General features: G+C 68.9%; 14 protein-coding genes. 8 read left to right on the top strand and 6 right to left on the bottom strand.

Annotated features, from left to right (window positions below; translation table 11 throughout):
- Positions 1 to 87: 87 nt before the first annotated feature.
- The 4 genes from ACFYL6_RS28405 to ACFYL6_RS28390 all read left to right on the top strand — a co-directional run bounded on the left by ACFYL6_RS28405 (position 88) and on the right by ACFYL6_RS28390 (position 3,279).
- Positions 88 to 1,194, top strand: a complete 1,107-nt coding sequence (locus tag ACFYL6_RS28405; protein WP_387175842.1) for a sensor histidine kinase — start codon at positions 88 to 90, stop codon at positions 1,192 to 1,194.
- Positions 1,191 to 1,838 carry a response regulator gene (locus ACFYL6_RS28400; protein ID WP_387175840.1) on the top strand — a complete coding sequence of 216 codons (648 nt, stop codon included), beginning with the start codon at positions 1,191 to 1,193 and terminating at the stop codon, positions 1,836 to 1,838. The genes ACFYL6_RS28405 and ACFYL6_RS28400 overlap by 4 nt, the downstream gene beginning before the upstream one ends.
- A gap of 154 nt (positions 1,839 to 1,992) precedes the next feature.
- The gene (locus ACFYL6_RS28395) at positions 1,993 to 2,391 is read left to right on the top strand and encodes a DUF2568 domain-containing protein (RefSeq protein WP_387175838.1); all 399 of its coding nucleotides are present in this window, start codon (positions 1,993 to 1,995) and stop codon (positions 2,389 to 2,391) included.
- 24 nt (positions 2,392 to 2,415) lie between these two features.
- Positions 2,416 to 3,279, top strand: a complete 864-nt coding sequence (locus ACFYL6_RS28390; RefSeq protein WP_387175836.1) for a TIGR03620 family F420-dependent LLM class oxidoreductase — start codon at positions 2,416 to 2,418, stop codon at positions 3,277 to 3,279.
- A gap of 182 nt (positions 3,280 to 3,461) precedes the next feature.
- Here the strand turns inward: ACFYL6_RS28390 and ACFYL6_RS28385 are convergent, their stop codons facing one another.
- The gene (locus ACFYL6_RS28385; RefSeq protein WP_387175834.1) at positions 3,462 to 4,403 is read right to left on the bottom strand and encodes a DUF4352 domain-containing protein; all 942 of its coding nucleotides are present in this window, start codon (positions 4,401 to 4,403) and stop codon (positions 3,462 to 3,464) included.
- A gap of 412 nt (positions 4,404 to 4,815) precedes the next feature.
- Here ACFYL6_RS28385 and ACFYL6_RS28380 point away from each other — a divergent pair, with 412 nt between their 5' ends.
- The 3 genes from ACFYL6_RS28380 to ACFYL6_RS28370 all read left to right on the top strand — a co-directional run bounded on the left by ACFYL6_RS28380 (position 4,816) and on the right by ACFYL6_RS28370 (position 7,348).
- The gene (locus ACFYL6_RS28380; RefSeq protein WP_387175832.1) at positions 4,816 to 6,111 is read left to right on the top strand and encodes a GAF domain-containing protein; all 1,296 of its coding nucleotides are present in this window, start codon (positions 4,816 to 4,818) and stop codon (positions 6,109 to 6,111) included.
- Positions 6,111 to 6,713 (top strand): hypothetical protein, encoded by a 603-nt coding sequence (locus ACFYL6_RS28375; protein WP_387175830.1) that lies wholly within the window; start codon positions 6,111 to 6,113, stop codon positions 6,711 to 6,713. The genes ACFYL6_RS28380 and ACFYL6_RS28375 overlap by 1 nt, the downstream gene beginning before the upstream one ends.
- A 248-nt stretch (positions 6,714 to 6,961) precedes the next feature.
- Positions 6,962 to 7,348 carry a hypothetical protein gene (locus tag ACFYL6_RS28370; RefSeq protein WP_387175827.1) on the top strand — a complete coding sequence of 129 codons (387 nt, stop codon included), beginning with the start codon at positions 6,962 to 6,964 and terminating at the stop codon, positions 7,346 to 7,348.
- 127 nt (positions 7,349 to 7,475) lie between these two features.
- Here ACFYL6_RS28370 and ACFYL6_RS28365 read toward each other — a convergent pair whose 3' ends face one another.
- Together ACFYL6_RS28365 and ACFYL6_RS28360 are read right to left on the bottom strand one after the other, a co-directional pair.
- Positions 7,476 to 7,796 carry a hypothetical protein gene (locus ACFYL6_RS28365; protein WP_387175825.1) on the bottom strand — a complete coding sequence of 107 codons (321 nt, stop codon included), beginning with the start codon at positions 7,794 to 7,796 and terminating at the stop codon, positions 7,476 to 7,478.
- Positions 7,797 to 7,815: 19 nt separating this feature from the next.
- Positions 7,816 to 9,000, bottom strand: coding sequence for a cellulose binding domain-containing protein (locus ACFYL6_RS28360; RefSeq protein WP_387175823.1), 1,185 nt, complete (start codon positions 8,998 to 9,000; stop codon positions 7,816 to 7,818).
- Positions 9,001 to 9,206: 206 nt separating this feature from the next.
- Here ACFYL6_RS28360 and ACFYL6_RS28355 point away from each other — a divergent pair, with 206 nt between their 5' ends.
- Positions 9,207 to 10,034 carry an SAM-dependent methyltransferase gene (locus tag ACFYL6_RS28355; RefSeq protein WP_387175821.1) on the top strand — a complete coding sequence of 276 codons (828 nt, stop codon included), beginning with the start codon at positions 9,207 to 9,209 and terminating at the stop codon, positions 10,032 to 10,034.
- A 106-nt stretch (positions 10,035 to 10,140) separates the two neighbouring features.
- On the opposite strand, the gene ACFYL6_RS28350 is transcribed toward ACFYL6_RS28355, so the two are convergent.
- The 3 genes from ACFYL6_RS28350 to ACFYL6_RS28340 all read right to left on the bottom strand — a co-directional run bounded on the left by ACFYL6_RS28350 (position 10,141) and on the right by ACFYL6_RS28340 (position 12,804).
- Positions 10,141 to 10,830, bottom strand: coding sequence for a hypothetical protein (locus tag ACFYL6_RS28350; protein ID WP_387175819.1), 690 nt, complete (start codon positions 10,828 to 10,830; stop codon positions 10,141 to 10,143).
- Between the two features lie 254 nt (positions 10,831 to 11,084).
- Positions 11,085 to 11,492, bottom strand: a complete 408-nt coding sequence (locus tag ACFYL6_RS28345; RefSeq protein WP_387175817.1) for a nitroreductase family deazaflavin-dependent oxidoreductase — start codon at positions 11,490 to 11,492, stop codon at positions 11,085 to 11,087.
- Positions 11,493 to 12,276: 784 nt separating this feature from the next.
- Positions 12,277 to 12,804 carry a hypothetical protein gene (locus ACFYL6_RS28340; RefSeq protein ID WP_204940942.1) on the bottom strand — a complete coding sequence of 176 codons (528 nt, stop codon included), beginning with the start codon at positions 12,802 to 12,804 and terminating at the stop codon, positions 12,277 to 12,279.
- Positions 12,805 to 12,818: the final 14 nt, after the last annotated feature.

Raw genomic sequence — 12,818 nt, 5'->3', positions numbered from 1 at the left:
TCTCGTCCCGAGGGCGGTACCAAGGTGCCGGCCGATCCGGTACCCGGGTACTGGCCGGTGTTCCGGCTGGTCGCGGAGACTGGGCGGGTGCTGACTGACATACGCGCACGGTTGCGTGACCCCGGGCGAGTGCGCCGGCTCGCGTACGCCGCAGTGGTTTTGATCATCGCCTCGGTGGTCACCACCGTCGAGGGCGGCGTGTCCGTGCCGGCGGGCTGGGCGTGGCTGGTGCTGCCGGTCGGCCTCGGGGCCACGGCGCTGCGCCCCCGCTACCGAACCCTCATCTTCGCGATCTGCGCGGGTTTCGTGGCGATCGTGAGCACCGGGGAGTCGGTACAGTTGGGCCTCGCGGCCGCCGGCCTGGTGTTCGTCTCGGTCTGCGAGGACCCGGCCCGACACCCGTGGCTGGGGTGGGTGGGTGGCTTGGTCGGCGCGGCCGGCGCCCTCACCATCGCGCTGCTCAACGGGCGCGGGCTGTACGAACAGCCGTTCTTCTTCGTGACGGCCGGCTACCTGCTGGCGATCCTGTTGCGATCGTGGTCGCACGGCTACGCCCTGAGCCGGGAGACAGACGAGCTGCGCGGCCAGGCGGTCTGGCTCGAGCAGCGCACCAACCTGGCCCGCGAGCTGCACGACGTGGTCGGCCACCACGTCACCGCGATGGTGGTGCAGGCCGAGGCGGGCCAGCTCAGTGACGACCCGGGGGCCGCGCTGCGGGCGGTCGCGGACAGCGGACGCACCGCATTGGGTGAGCTCGACGCGCTCGTCGTGCACCTGCGCGATCCCAACGCGGCGATCGCGGTGAGCGCGCCGCCGCGCCTGTCCGACATCGACGAGCTGCTCGCCCAGCCGCTGCGCCAGCAGGGCGTGACGGTGCGGGTCCAGGTGGACCCCGAGCCGGGCCTGGACGAGGTCGGCGTGTTGACCGCCTACCGCATCGCCCAGGAGGCCCTCACCAACATCTCCCGCCACGCGAGAGCCACGGCGGCCTGGGTCGAGTTGGTCCGCGTCGGCGACCACGCCCGCCTGCGGGTCAGCGACGACGGCATCGGGCCGCCCCGCGCACCCACGAACGGCTCGGGCCTGCTCGGCATCGGGGAGCGCGTCTCCGCACACGGTGGGAGCTGGGAGCTGAGTCAGCGTCCCGGCGGGGGCACCATGGTGCAGGCCAACCTGCCGGTGGCGAACCCGTGATCCGCGTCGCGATCGCCGACGACCAGGAGCTGGTCCGGGACGGCTTCAGCCTGATCCTGCGATCTCAACCCGACATCCAGGTCGCGGCCGAGGCCGCCGACGGCCGGCAGTTCCTCGACGCCGTGCGTCGCGACCCCCGCATCGACGTCGCTCTCGTCGACATCCGCATGCCGGTACTCGACGGCCTGCAAGCCACCCGCGAGCTGGCCACGATCCCGCACGCCCCGGCCGTCATCGTCGTCACCACCTTCGACGACGACGCCTACGTCCTGGACGCCATCGCCTCCGGCGCCCGCGGGTTCCTGCTCAAGCGGTCCAGCGCCCGCGACCTGATCGCCGCGGTGCGCACCGTCGCGGCCGGCGAGGCGGTCCTCTCCGCCGAGGTCACCGGTGCCGTCCTCGACCGGGTCCGCGCGACCGGGCCGGCCGCCCGCGTGGAGTTGGCCGCCTACCAGCTGACCGCACGGGAGACCGACGTGCTCACCCTGATCGGCGCCGGGCTCAACAACAACGAGATCGCCGAACGCCTCTACCTGTCGATGAGCACCGTCAAGACCCACGTCACCAACGTGCTGGCCAAGACCGGCAGCCGGGACCGCGTACGAGCCGCCATCCTGGCGATCCAGGCCGGCCTCGCACCGTGACGGTCTTCGCCGACCGGCCCATCAGGCGTGTTCGGCCATGCGGTCCAGCATCGCGTCGGCGGCGGACACCATCACCGCGTGGATCTCCCTGCCCGGCCGTGGGTCGATGCGGACGCGCTTGACGACGCTGGCTAAGTAGCTTAGCTTTAAGGCTATGAAGGCTAGCCAGATCGAGCGCCATGGTGGACAGATCACCGACGAGGTCCACGCTGAGGCGGCGACCATGATTCGGGGGGTCGGGCTCCTGCTGATCTTCCTACTGGAACTCGCCGTGCTCGCGGTCGGCGCACGCTGGGGCTGGGCCCTGGACGCACCGACCGCTCTCCGGCTGGTCACTGCCGTCGCCGTGCCGCTGCTGCTTGCCGGGCTCTGGGGCGCGCTCGGTTCGCCACGGGCCCGGGTGCCGCTTCGCCCATCGGCCAAGCGCGCGTTCCAGGGCGGCTGGTTCGTGCTCGGCGGAGGGATGCTCGCCCTGCTCGGGCAGCCGTGGCTCGGCCTCGCCCTGGTCGTCGCCTGGGTGGCCGTCACCATCCTGCTTCGCCGCGACTCCTGACCCCACGGGTCGTAGGGTTGCGGTATGGCACAACGACTCGTCAGCGTATGGCAACCGTTCTTCCTTGCTAGCGAGAGTCAGGGCGCGGCCGTCGACGCCGCGACCGAGTTGGAAGAGCTCGGCTACTCACGAATCTGGTTCTCCGGTGGTTTCGGCGAGAACGTGGCCCCCCGCTTCCGGGAGCTCCTGGACGGGACCACGCGCATCGGGGTCGCGACCGGGATCGTGAGCATCTGGCACTCCTCGCCAGCCGAGGCGGCGGCGTTCGCCAAGGACGCGGAGCAGGCGCATCCCGGCCGGTTCCTGCTCGGTCTCGGCGCCAGCCACGCGGTGGTGGTGGAGAGTGACGGCACCGACTACCGCAAGCCGTACTCGCGGATGGTGCAGTACCTCGACGGCCTCGACGCGGCCGGGCTTCCGCCCGAGCGGCGCATCCTGGCCGCACTCGGCCCGCGAATGCTCGAACTCTCCCGCGACCGCTCGACCGGTGCGCACCCGTACTTCGTCCCTGCCGAGCACACCGCCGAGGCCCGGGCGGCGATCGGGCCCGACCGGCTGCTCGCCCCCGAGGTCGCGGTGGTCCTCGACGCGGATGCCACCACCGCGCGCGCCACCGCCCGCCAGTACGCGAGCGGGTATCTCGCACTGCCGAACTACACCAACAACCTGCGGCGATTCGGCTGGACCGACGAGGACTTCGCCGACGGCGGCAGTGACCGCCTCATCGACGCCCTGATCCCCTGGGGCACCGTCGAGACGGTGGTGGCGGGGCTGGAGAAGCACTACCAGGCCGGCGCGGACGAGGTGGCGATCCAGGTGCTCAACGGCGGTGACGCCACGACGTTCCCCGCCGACGCGTTCCGCGCCCTTGCCGCAGCCCTGATCTGACTCTCAAAGACCAGCCCGACGGAAACTCCCCGTCGAATGCGGCGACGCAGGACCCGGCAGCTCACCCAACGATCCGATCAGGTCGCCCGTCGCGCCGCCCCTGGCAGCAACGGCGGGCGACCACCCAGCCTTAGCGAGCGTGTCCCACAAGACGAGCAACGTCGTGGAACATTCCTCGGCCGTCAGAGGGTGACGACGGCGTCCTCCGCGAGAGTGAACAGGCCGGCGTCGAACGTGATGGTCTTCAGTTTCGTGCCCTTCGGTACATCGAAGTAGACGTTGGCCTTCACCGAGTTGCCCGGGTTGATTTTGTCGAGGAAGCCCTGCCCGTCGGTGTTGCCGTAGATGGCGGCCTCACCGTCGGCCTCGTACTCCCGGCCAGAGCCGTCCTGAGCGGTTATGGTGCCATCGGCGTGGAAGGTGTGCGCGCTTTTGGTGACGTTCTTGACGGTCACGATGGCCTTGCAGAAGGTGCCCTGCGCCTTTTTGTTCAGGAAGTCGCTGCCAACTTGGGAAATCCCGCACTTCACGCTATTAACGGTGAATTCGAAGTCACCGCCCCGCACTTTGTCGCCGGTGCCGAAGGTCTTGGGCTTGTCTGGGACGGCGGGCTTCGTCGCTGGGGCAGGCTTCGTCGACGCGGGCGCTGGCGCCGCCGTGGTCGGTGCGGCCGCAGCAGGGGCAGAGGTGCTGGTGCCAGCGGCGGGAAGGTCGGCACTGGCGGAGACGTCGGACTTCTTGTCGTCGCTCGTCAGGCCGATCGCAAGCCCTCCACCACAGCAGAGCACCACGACGACAGCCACGCCGATGAGGGTGGGGATTAGCCATGGGCGCTTGCGCGTAGGCGGCGGCACGGCAGACGGCGGATACTGCCCAGCCGGCGGCGGCGGATATTGGCCTGCGGGCACCTGAGGGAACTGGGCGGTTGCCGGTGCCGGCTGCTGGTTGCCCGAGGACGGCTGGTTCTGGGCAGGGTCGTAGGGGGTGGTCATTGGCGCGAAGGCCTCCCAGTTCTGCAGGTGATTCTGCCCGGTTCGGAGCAATGCGTTCAAGGTGTCACGACGATGCAGCAGGTACAGTCCCCCAGCTGTCTCGTCGCACCAGCCGATTAGCTGAAGAAACACCGAATTTGTTCATGCGACACCTCGGACGTTGGGACATTCGGCGGCAGAGCAATCGATGCTCCACAGTCAGCACCGGCCCGGAAAATGATTCGGAGCCACGTCCAGGAACTCCGTTCAATTGGGATGGTGCAGACATCGCAGAAGCTAGATGCTCCGCTTCAGCGGACAGCGAGCACGTAGCAGGGCCGCGGCCACGGTCGCTTACGAACGTGGTTGTGCGTTGCCAACTGTCGTGGCTGTTCAGACGACGGGTTCCGGTACGTGGTTGGTGGGTAAGACCTGAATGTCGGGCACATGGGTAGGCTGCACCGGCGGTGGCCTCAGCCAACTCCCGCCGCACGAGGCCACCCGCACCGACGGGTGGCACCGTCGGTCGTTGCCCGGATCCGCAGACGAGAGGCGAACCCACACCATGACCGCAGTACCAGACCAGAGGTCTACTGCTGCTGCGGGTCCGGCGGCTGCCGAGCAAGCGGCGGAGGAGGACCTGCGGGCGTTGTTCGGGCAGTCCATCGCCGTCTTCGCGTCTCTGGCCGGGCCAACGCACCTGGTGGAGACGGCGAACCCGGCGTTCTTCGCCGCCATCGGCGAAGAGCGGGCCCGGGTCGGGGTGACGATTGCCGAGCTGATGCCGGAACTGGCCGGTCAGGGGTTCATCGCGCTCCTGGACCAGGTCTTCCGCACGGGTGAGCCGTACACCGGCCGTGACGTCCGGGTCGTGCTGGGCAGCGGCCCGCAGGCGCGGGAGGCGTACTTCGACTTCACCTACGAGCCGCGTCGAGCCGCCGACGGCAACGTGACCGGGATCCATGTGCTCGGCGTGGAGACCACGCAGGTCAAGCATGCCCAACGGTTGATGGCCGAACACCGTGCCCTGCTGGAGCAGATCGCCCGCCAGGCACCCCTGACCGAGGTGCTCGACGGGATGGCCCGCTGTATCGAGAACCTCGCACCGCAGGAGGTGCTCGTCTCAGTCCTGCTCGCCGATCCCGACGCCCGGCACCTGCGCCACGGCGCCGCCCCGAGCCTGCCCGACTTCTACAACGAGGCCATCGACGGCATCGCGACCGGCGAAGGTGTCGGCTCGTGCGGCACCGCCGCCCACCGGCGGGAACCGGTCATCGTCACCGACATCGCCACCGATCCGTTCTGGGACGACTTCCGGGATCTGGCCAACCAGGCCGGGCTGGCGGCCTGCTGGTCCACGCCGATTTTGGCCCGCGACGGCGGCCTGTTGGGCACCTTCGCGATGTATCACCGCACCCCGCGCGTCCCGCAGGACACCGACCTCGCCCTCACCCGGCTCTTCGCCGGCACCGCAGCCCTGGCCATCGAACGCCACCACATCGAGCAGGCGAAACTCGCCGCCGAGGCACGCGCCAAGTCGGCCAATGACGAGCTGGCCAAGGTGCTGCGCGTGGAACGGGAACTACGCGCCGAGGCCGAGCAGCGCGCCACCGTCGCCGCCGAACTCGCCGCCCAGATGCGTGCCGCCGCAGCCGCGCAGGCCGCCACGCCGCACCCCGAGCACTGCCAGCTCGGCGGCGCCGACGGGTGCACCGCGCGAGCCGAGATCAAGATCGCCGATTCGTGGGGCGACGCGGCGTGGGGCTGCCCCGCCCACGTCGAGGAGGCCATCCTCAACGTGCGGTCGGTCTTCATCGCCAGCGAGGAACTCGGTGGCCTGACCGCCTACCTCAACCGCTGATGGCTCCCGATGCAGCGCTCGGCTTTGGCTACAAGCTTGATTGGCTCGCCATACGTGCCCGGGACGCCACTGCCGTCGCGGCCGCTCTGAACCTCAGCCGTCCCACTCCCGCCAACTGGCGTGATGCGGTCACCGCCGCGTATGACGACCAGGGCCAGTGGCTGCTCACGCCGCCGCTTGACCGGTGGACGCTCGCCGCTTCGAGGGACGTTCCCGCACCCGAAGGCGACCGATTCGCCCCTTGGCTGGCAGCGCTTAGCCAGGTGCTCGGTGAGGTGCAGTACTTCGGCACTCATCGCGTCGTCGAATATCACGGGTGGGGGCGCGCCAGGGGCGGCGTGGTGGAGCGAGCATTCGCCTACCTCGGCGAACGCGGCGAGGTGCTGTTCGACGTCGGCGAACGCACGCTGGAGGAGCAAGCGCTCGGAGTCGGGACCGTCTCGGACGAGGACGAGCCTTGGGACGCCGATGACGAGACTTCGCCGTGGCCGGATGAGGAAACCGTGCTCACGCTCGCTGGTCAGTGGAGTATCGACCCACGGACGCTGGAGAGCGCCGTTGTCCCTGGGCACCCGTGGATCGCGTCAGCTCGATCGGGATAGCCAGAGAGCGACGAGTCAACCCCTACGGCAACCTTTCGTTCCGACCGGCTTTCGGGCGTACCCCTTGTGACCCAGCAGGAGACGCGGCTCGCGCGTCTCGACCTGCCTCACCGGGTGGCGGACTAGGGACGCCACTCCTTGCGGTACTCGGGGCCGATTCACTGGATGACCCAAGTGCTTGACCCTTCAAATTTCCACCGGTAGCCTTTTGGCATCCATCCATGGCCATCTATTTAAGTAGGTGAACCGTGCTGTTGAAATCCATCGCCCTCGCCGCGTCCGTCGCCGGCGTGCTGGCCACCGCCCCCGCCGCCTCGGCGGCAAGCTCCCAAGCACCAAACGAAGCCTGGCTACCCGGGAACTGTCCGCAGGGCACGTTCTGCATCTGGCCCAACTGGGATCACCCGGCAGAAGGTCCTACCGCGACTCCGTCTCTGGTGACCACTACCGAGTGGTCCGGCAACGTCCCGGCCTTCAACTTCTACAACCGCACCTTGCGCAACGCCGAGATCACCTGGTCCTACAACTACCTCGGGACGCAGCTTTCCGGCGCGATCTGCGCTCGCCCCGGTGGCGGGGACCTGTATGTGCCCATGTTCGTGACGAAGGTGAGTTGGCAGCCCCGCACCTGCTGACCCTCGCCCGCCGCCCGATCGTGGGGCCGATCGCCGTCCACGACGCCCGTTGGACCTCTGAAACGCTTCTCGCCGACCTCGACGTCCAGCCGAGTGTCCTTGACCAACCGCCCTCGCAGAACGTGGTTCAGCTTCCGCGATTCGGGTCGGTGAGAGCGTTCCAGTCCTCGGCGCTCATCGGGAACGGCCCCCAGTGCGGCAGGTAGAAGGGCCGCCGCGGTGGGTCGGCCACCGTGAACGGCTTGAACGCCGGATCCGCGATCACCCGGTAGACGAACTCGGCCGTCGACATCTCGAACTGGTGCCACGGCTCGATGCCGCCCCACCGCGCGACCACAGGCCACCGATCGGGCTCCACCGAGCGGTCCGCCAACCAGTAGCACTCCCCCTCGGTCTGATCGCTGCCCCGATCAGGCCCTGGCGCGGCGGTGGTGAGGTGTGACCGCATCTGTGCTCACGAGGCTCCTTCAGCCCACCGTGCAGGGAGCGCCGTTCAGCGAGAAGCCGGTCGGTGGCGCGTCGCTGGCGCTCCACCGCCCCTGGACGCCGAAGGTCGCGGAGCCGTTCGGCGCGAGGACGCGGTTCCAGTCGACGTTACGAGCGGTGACGGTGGCCCCGGTCTGGCTGACCGTGGCGTTCCAAGCCGAGGTGACCTGCTGGTCTCCCGGGAAGTTGAAGGTGACGACCCAGCCGTCGACCGGTGCCGCTCCGGCGTTGTGGACCGTCGCCGTGGCCACGAAACCACCCTGCCACTCGGACTGGTTCCGGTAGGTCACCCGGCAGGTCGAGGGCGGCGGGGGCGTCGGAGTGGTCGTCGTCGTGGGCAGAGTGACCGTATTGGACGCGATCGACACGTTGCCGACCGCGTCCCTGGCCCGCACGTAGTACAGGTTTCGTAGCGGCGTCGATGACGGTAGCGGCGTCGTGTACGTCGTACCCGGCACGGTAGCGATCAGTTGCGAGGTGAACCAGCCGTCGAACCGGTAGACGTTGTAGCCCAGCACGCCGACGTCGTCGGTCGACGGGGACCAGGACAACGTGCCGGTCGAGGCCGTCACCTCGCCGACGGTCAGGTTCTGCGGCGCGCTCGGCGGGGTGGTGTCCGGGCCGGTGTCCGTCACCGGGGTGACCACTGTCAGCGCGTCCGACCAGTTCGAGCGTTGCCCGAGGCTGTCCCGGGCGATCAATCGGAACGTGTACTGCTGGCCCGACCCAAGGGAGTTGGTGATAGTGGTGCTGGTGACGGCCCCGACGCTGGCGCTGAAGACGATGTCGCCGAACTCCTGGTAGTACGTGATGTCGTACCCGGTGATGGCGCAGCAACCGGACGTGGCGGCCGTCCAGGTGAGGGTGACCGACCCGGTCCGGACCTCGCTGGCTGTCAGGTTCGTGGGCGCGCTCGGCGGGACGGGCGAGGTGCTCGGCGTACTCGACGGCGTTGGTGGCGCGGTTCCGGTCGGCGCTGCGGTGACCACCGCGGCCCCACCGGGCGCGGGGGCGACCCCCGGGTACGCGGCGGGCGTCGCGGTGCCGGCGTCGGCCGGCGGTGCGGCGCTCAGAGCGGTGACGAGCACCGCCGCCGACAGCACGACGGCGGTCAGCGGGCCCGGCCGCAGGCGGCGGAGCAGCGAGGACGAACGAACGCCTGTCATGCGTCGACGATGCAGCAACGCATCGATGATCGCCAACGTGTCTCACGCTTCGGCCGGCGACAGAAACCGCTCCTGACACCTGGGCCGCGTCGATGGGAGCGATACCAGTGGGGCAAAATTCCACCCTCCCGATCGTTACACTCGCCGAAACGCCGGCACCGCCGCAGACCTCAGCCTGCGCCAATCCCCATCGATAGGAGACGCCTGTGACCCGCGACAAGGCGGCACCCCCCGGCATCGACCCCAACGTTCCCAGTGTGGCCCGGGTCTATGACTTCTTCCTGGGCGGCAAGGACAACTTCGAGGTCGACCGAAAGGTCGCCGAGCACGCCCTGCGGATCACACCGGACGGGCCGGCAGCCGGCCAGGCCAACAGGGCCTTTCTGCGTCGAGTGATTCGGTTCCTCGTCAGCGAGGCCGGCATCGACCAGTTCCTCGACATCGGGTCGGGGCTGCCCACCCAGGGCAACGTCCACGAGGTCGCCACCGAGCAGAACCCGAAGGCTCAGGTGGTCTATGTGGACAACGACCCGATAGTCCTGTCACACGGGCGGGCCCTGCTCGCCGCGGAGGGCACCGCGACGGTGATCCAGGCGGACATCCGGGAACCGGAGGCGATCCTCAACCACCCGGACGTACGACGGTTCCTCGACTTCGACCGGCCGATCGGCTTGCTGCTCTTCGCGATCCTGCACCACCTCGGTGACGACGAGGACCCGAAGGCGGTCGCGGCCGCGCTGATCGACGCACTGCCCTCCGGCAGCTACGTGGCGATCTCGCACTTCCGCGACCCGGGCGAGCGAGACCCGGAGGGCTCCCGCAAGGCCCGCGAGGTCGAGCGGGTCTTCAACGAGTCGCTGGGCACCGGCCGCTGGCGTACCGACGAGGAGATCCTCTCGTTCGCCGATGGGCTGACAGTGCTGGAGCCGGGACTGGTGCCGCTGGCCGAGTGGCGTCCAGAGCCGGACGCACCGGCTGGGGTGCAGACCGACACCTATCACACCTTCGTCGGGCTCCTCGCCCGCAAACCGTAGGCGCCGCCTACGGGTGAGGTCCCGCCCTCCTCTGCTTGGCGGCAGGAAGATGGCCCCGGCGCAAAGCGCCGGGGCCATCCCAATCCATCATCGCGGAGGCTGGACATCAGCTCCCGGAGTCCGGGAACAGGTACAGGTCGAACCGCGTCCCCTGGTTGTCAAGCTCCAACTGCTGGCTGCCGTACAGGCTGGGCGGGCCAGCGTAGGTGCCGACGAGGTTGTACAGGCCCGGGTCGACAGCGAACCGGAAGGCACCGTCGGGACCAGTCACGACCTCGACCCCGGCCGGCTCCAGCCGAATTGTCGCCCCCTCCAACGGCAGCCAGGTGGTCGTGTCGAACGCTTGACCCTGGAGGCTCCAGACGGCGGACACCGTGAAGCTTCCCTGCGTCATGGGGCTCAGCCGGCCGCGGCGGTCGACCGCCACCGCGTACACCGGCCGCTCACCCGTCACGCTGCCTACGTCGATCGTCACAATGGCCGTACCGTCCGAAGCCGCGTGGACCTCGCTGCCCAGGTTCGTGTCGCCGACGCTGTACCGGAACTTGGTCACCCGGGTGTCGCCGTTCGCGTCGAACCTGATGGCGATCTGGCCACCTTCGGCGGCACTGTCCCCGTCCGGGAAGCTGATTGCCGGCTGAAGAGCAGTCTTCGTCCCGGACGACCCTCGGACGGCCGCCGATGCAGGCGGCCCCACGAGCATCGAACCGGCGGCCAGCGCCAGCGACGCGGCCAAGGCAGCAACACCACGGCGAGTGAGACGGGTGCGCGCACCCAACGTCGATCCGACGAACATTCCAGCCCCCGTGTCATCAGAACGTCACAGCGCGCCCACCCTAACCACCAAGATGATCTACGTCAACGCCTTTCAATACGTTGGGCATGGACAGTGGTGCGGCATGCCGCTGCTGGTCTCGCGGGCTGGTGAAACGTTGCTTCGGCAACCGGGTCACCTTCGTTGTGGAGGTGGGCGAGATCCATCCACCCTCACTCCGCACTCACGCCATGCGGGCGAGCGCGGCCCGGGTGCACCGACGTGACGTCGAGTGCCTACCGCGCGGGTTCCAGTACGACGACTGGGATCTGGCGGGTCGTCTTCCGCTCGTAGTCGGCGAAGCCTGGGTACGCGGCCTTCTGCGCGCTCCAGATCCGGTCCCGTTCGTCCCCAGCGGCAACTCTGGCGACCAACTCGACCTTGTCCGTACCGATCTCCGCTTGGGCCTTCGGGTTAGCGAGCAGGTTGTAGTACCAGTCGGGATTGCTGGGCGCACCGCCCTTGGAGGCGAACACGGCATACCCGCCGTCCACCTTCTGGTACATCATCGGGCTCACGCGAGGCTGGCCGCTCTTGGCACCGACCGTGTGCAACAGCAGTAGCGGGGCGCCAGCGAACTGACCGCCGACCTGCCCAGCGTTATCGCGAAACTCCGCGATGATCTTGTCGTTATAGTCGCTCATGCCTTCTCCTCGCCCCGCGCGTCGGCTCCGTCGACACATTCTGACAGTCCCATCGGTGCACGGCACCGCGACCGCGCGCCAACGAGCCCGGCGGCGACAACGCGTACCGCCCGGTCGCGGCGGTTGCTGATGGCAACTTCAACGCCACCGTCACCGCATGAGCCGGCTCGCCTCAGACGGCCTGGAGGCGGCCTGATTCTGAGCGTCTGCGCATAGTTGCCCGGCAGGTGTGTTCAATGCCTTGTGCCCCCTGCGTGCCCCACAGACCCTCCGCGCTACCACTTCCGCCGCCATTCGACGCGACCTCGATGCGCCACAGCCGGGACATCCCCTCGCTGGACGTACAGCACCTCGTCCTCAACCCACCAGACGTCGCCGGCACGAAGCAAGACTGGATCCTCCAACGTCAGGGCGAGAAGACAGCCGCCGGAACTGCCGGGCAGCCCTTCCAGGTCATCTACCAACTCCATCCGACCTGCGGTGACGGGCTCGGTCATCACGCCACCATTCTGCCGGTGTCGGTGCGGCCCCGACGACTCCTTGACCCCCAGGCAACCAACACAACCGCCTGAACTGCTCGCCCGGCAACGAAGTGGGCGGCCAAGTCCCGGCAGAACACCGAGCGCTGGGTAGGCGACCTCGCAATGTGGACCGGCGAGTGGGCGGACCACCGGACCGACGGCCATCAGTCAGCCCGTGAGCCACAGCGCGGGGGCAGCCTCTCGTGATGTGGATGCCGGTAGCGGTAGGACTACTCCTCAACCAGCCAGCAGGCCCGCTCGAGTCAGATGGCAGCTGCCCGGGACACCTTCCACTCTCCGTTCACCGGGACCAGGGTGAGTACCACCCGGTTCTGGTCGACCTTCTCGCCTGCGGTGTTCACGTTGCGCCGGTACTGGTTGAGGTAGACGAGCAACTCGACCCGTTCGGCGGTCGCGGTCACCACGCCCGTCGCGGACACCTCGGCCGCCACGATCGCCTGCTGGGTGGCTGCGGTCTGCTTCAACGCCGCCGTGGTCTGCTCGTACTCCTTGCCGAACTGCCCGGTGGCGAAGGTGCGGCCGTTGGCGACGCTCTCGTCGAACGTCCGGTAGTCGTAGGAGAAGATCGCCTTGGCGGCGGCGGGCGCGGTGGCCAGTGCCTGGCGTACGGCGCTGTCCCGCTGCCCGGCACGGTGATCGCCCCACCAGCCGGCGCCGGCGACGGCGGCCGCGAGGACGATCGCGACGACCAGGGCCGGGACGAGCCGGATCCGGGCGGAACGCAGCCGGGGAACGCGCGGCCGCCGCGGGAATCGGACCAGGGTACGCACGTGTCCTCCCTCTT

Source organism: Micromonospora sp. NPDC007208, from assembly GCF_042869175.1.
Classification (GTDB): domain Bacteria; phylum Actinomycetota; class Actinomycetes; order Mycobacteriales; family Micromonosporaceae; genus Micromonospora; species Micromonospora foliorum.
Note: the sequence above shows the minus strand (reverse complement) of the source record. Positions and strands in the feature narration are given on the sequence as shown.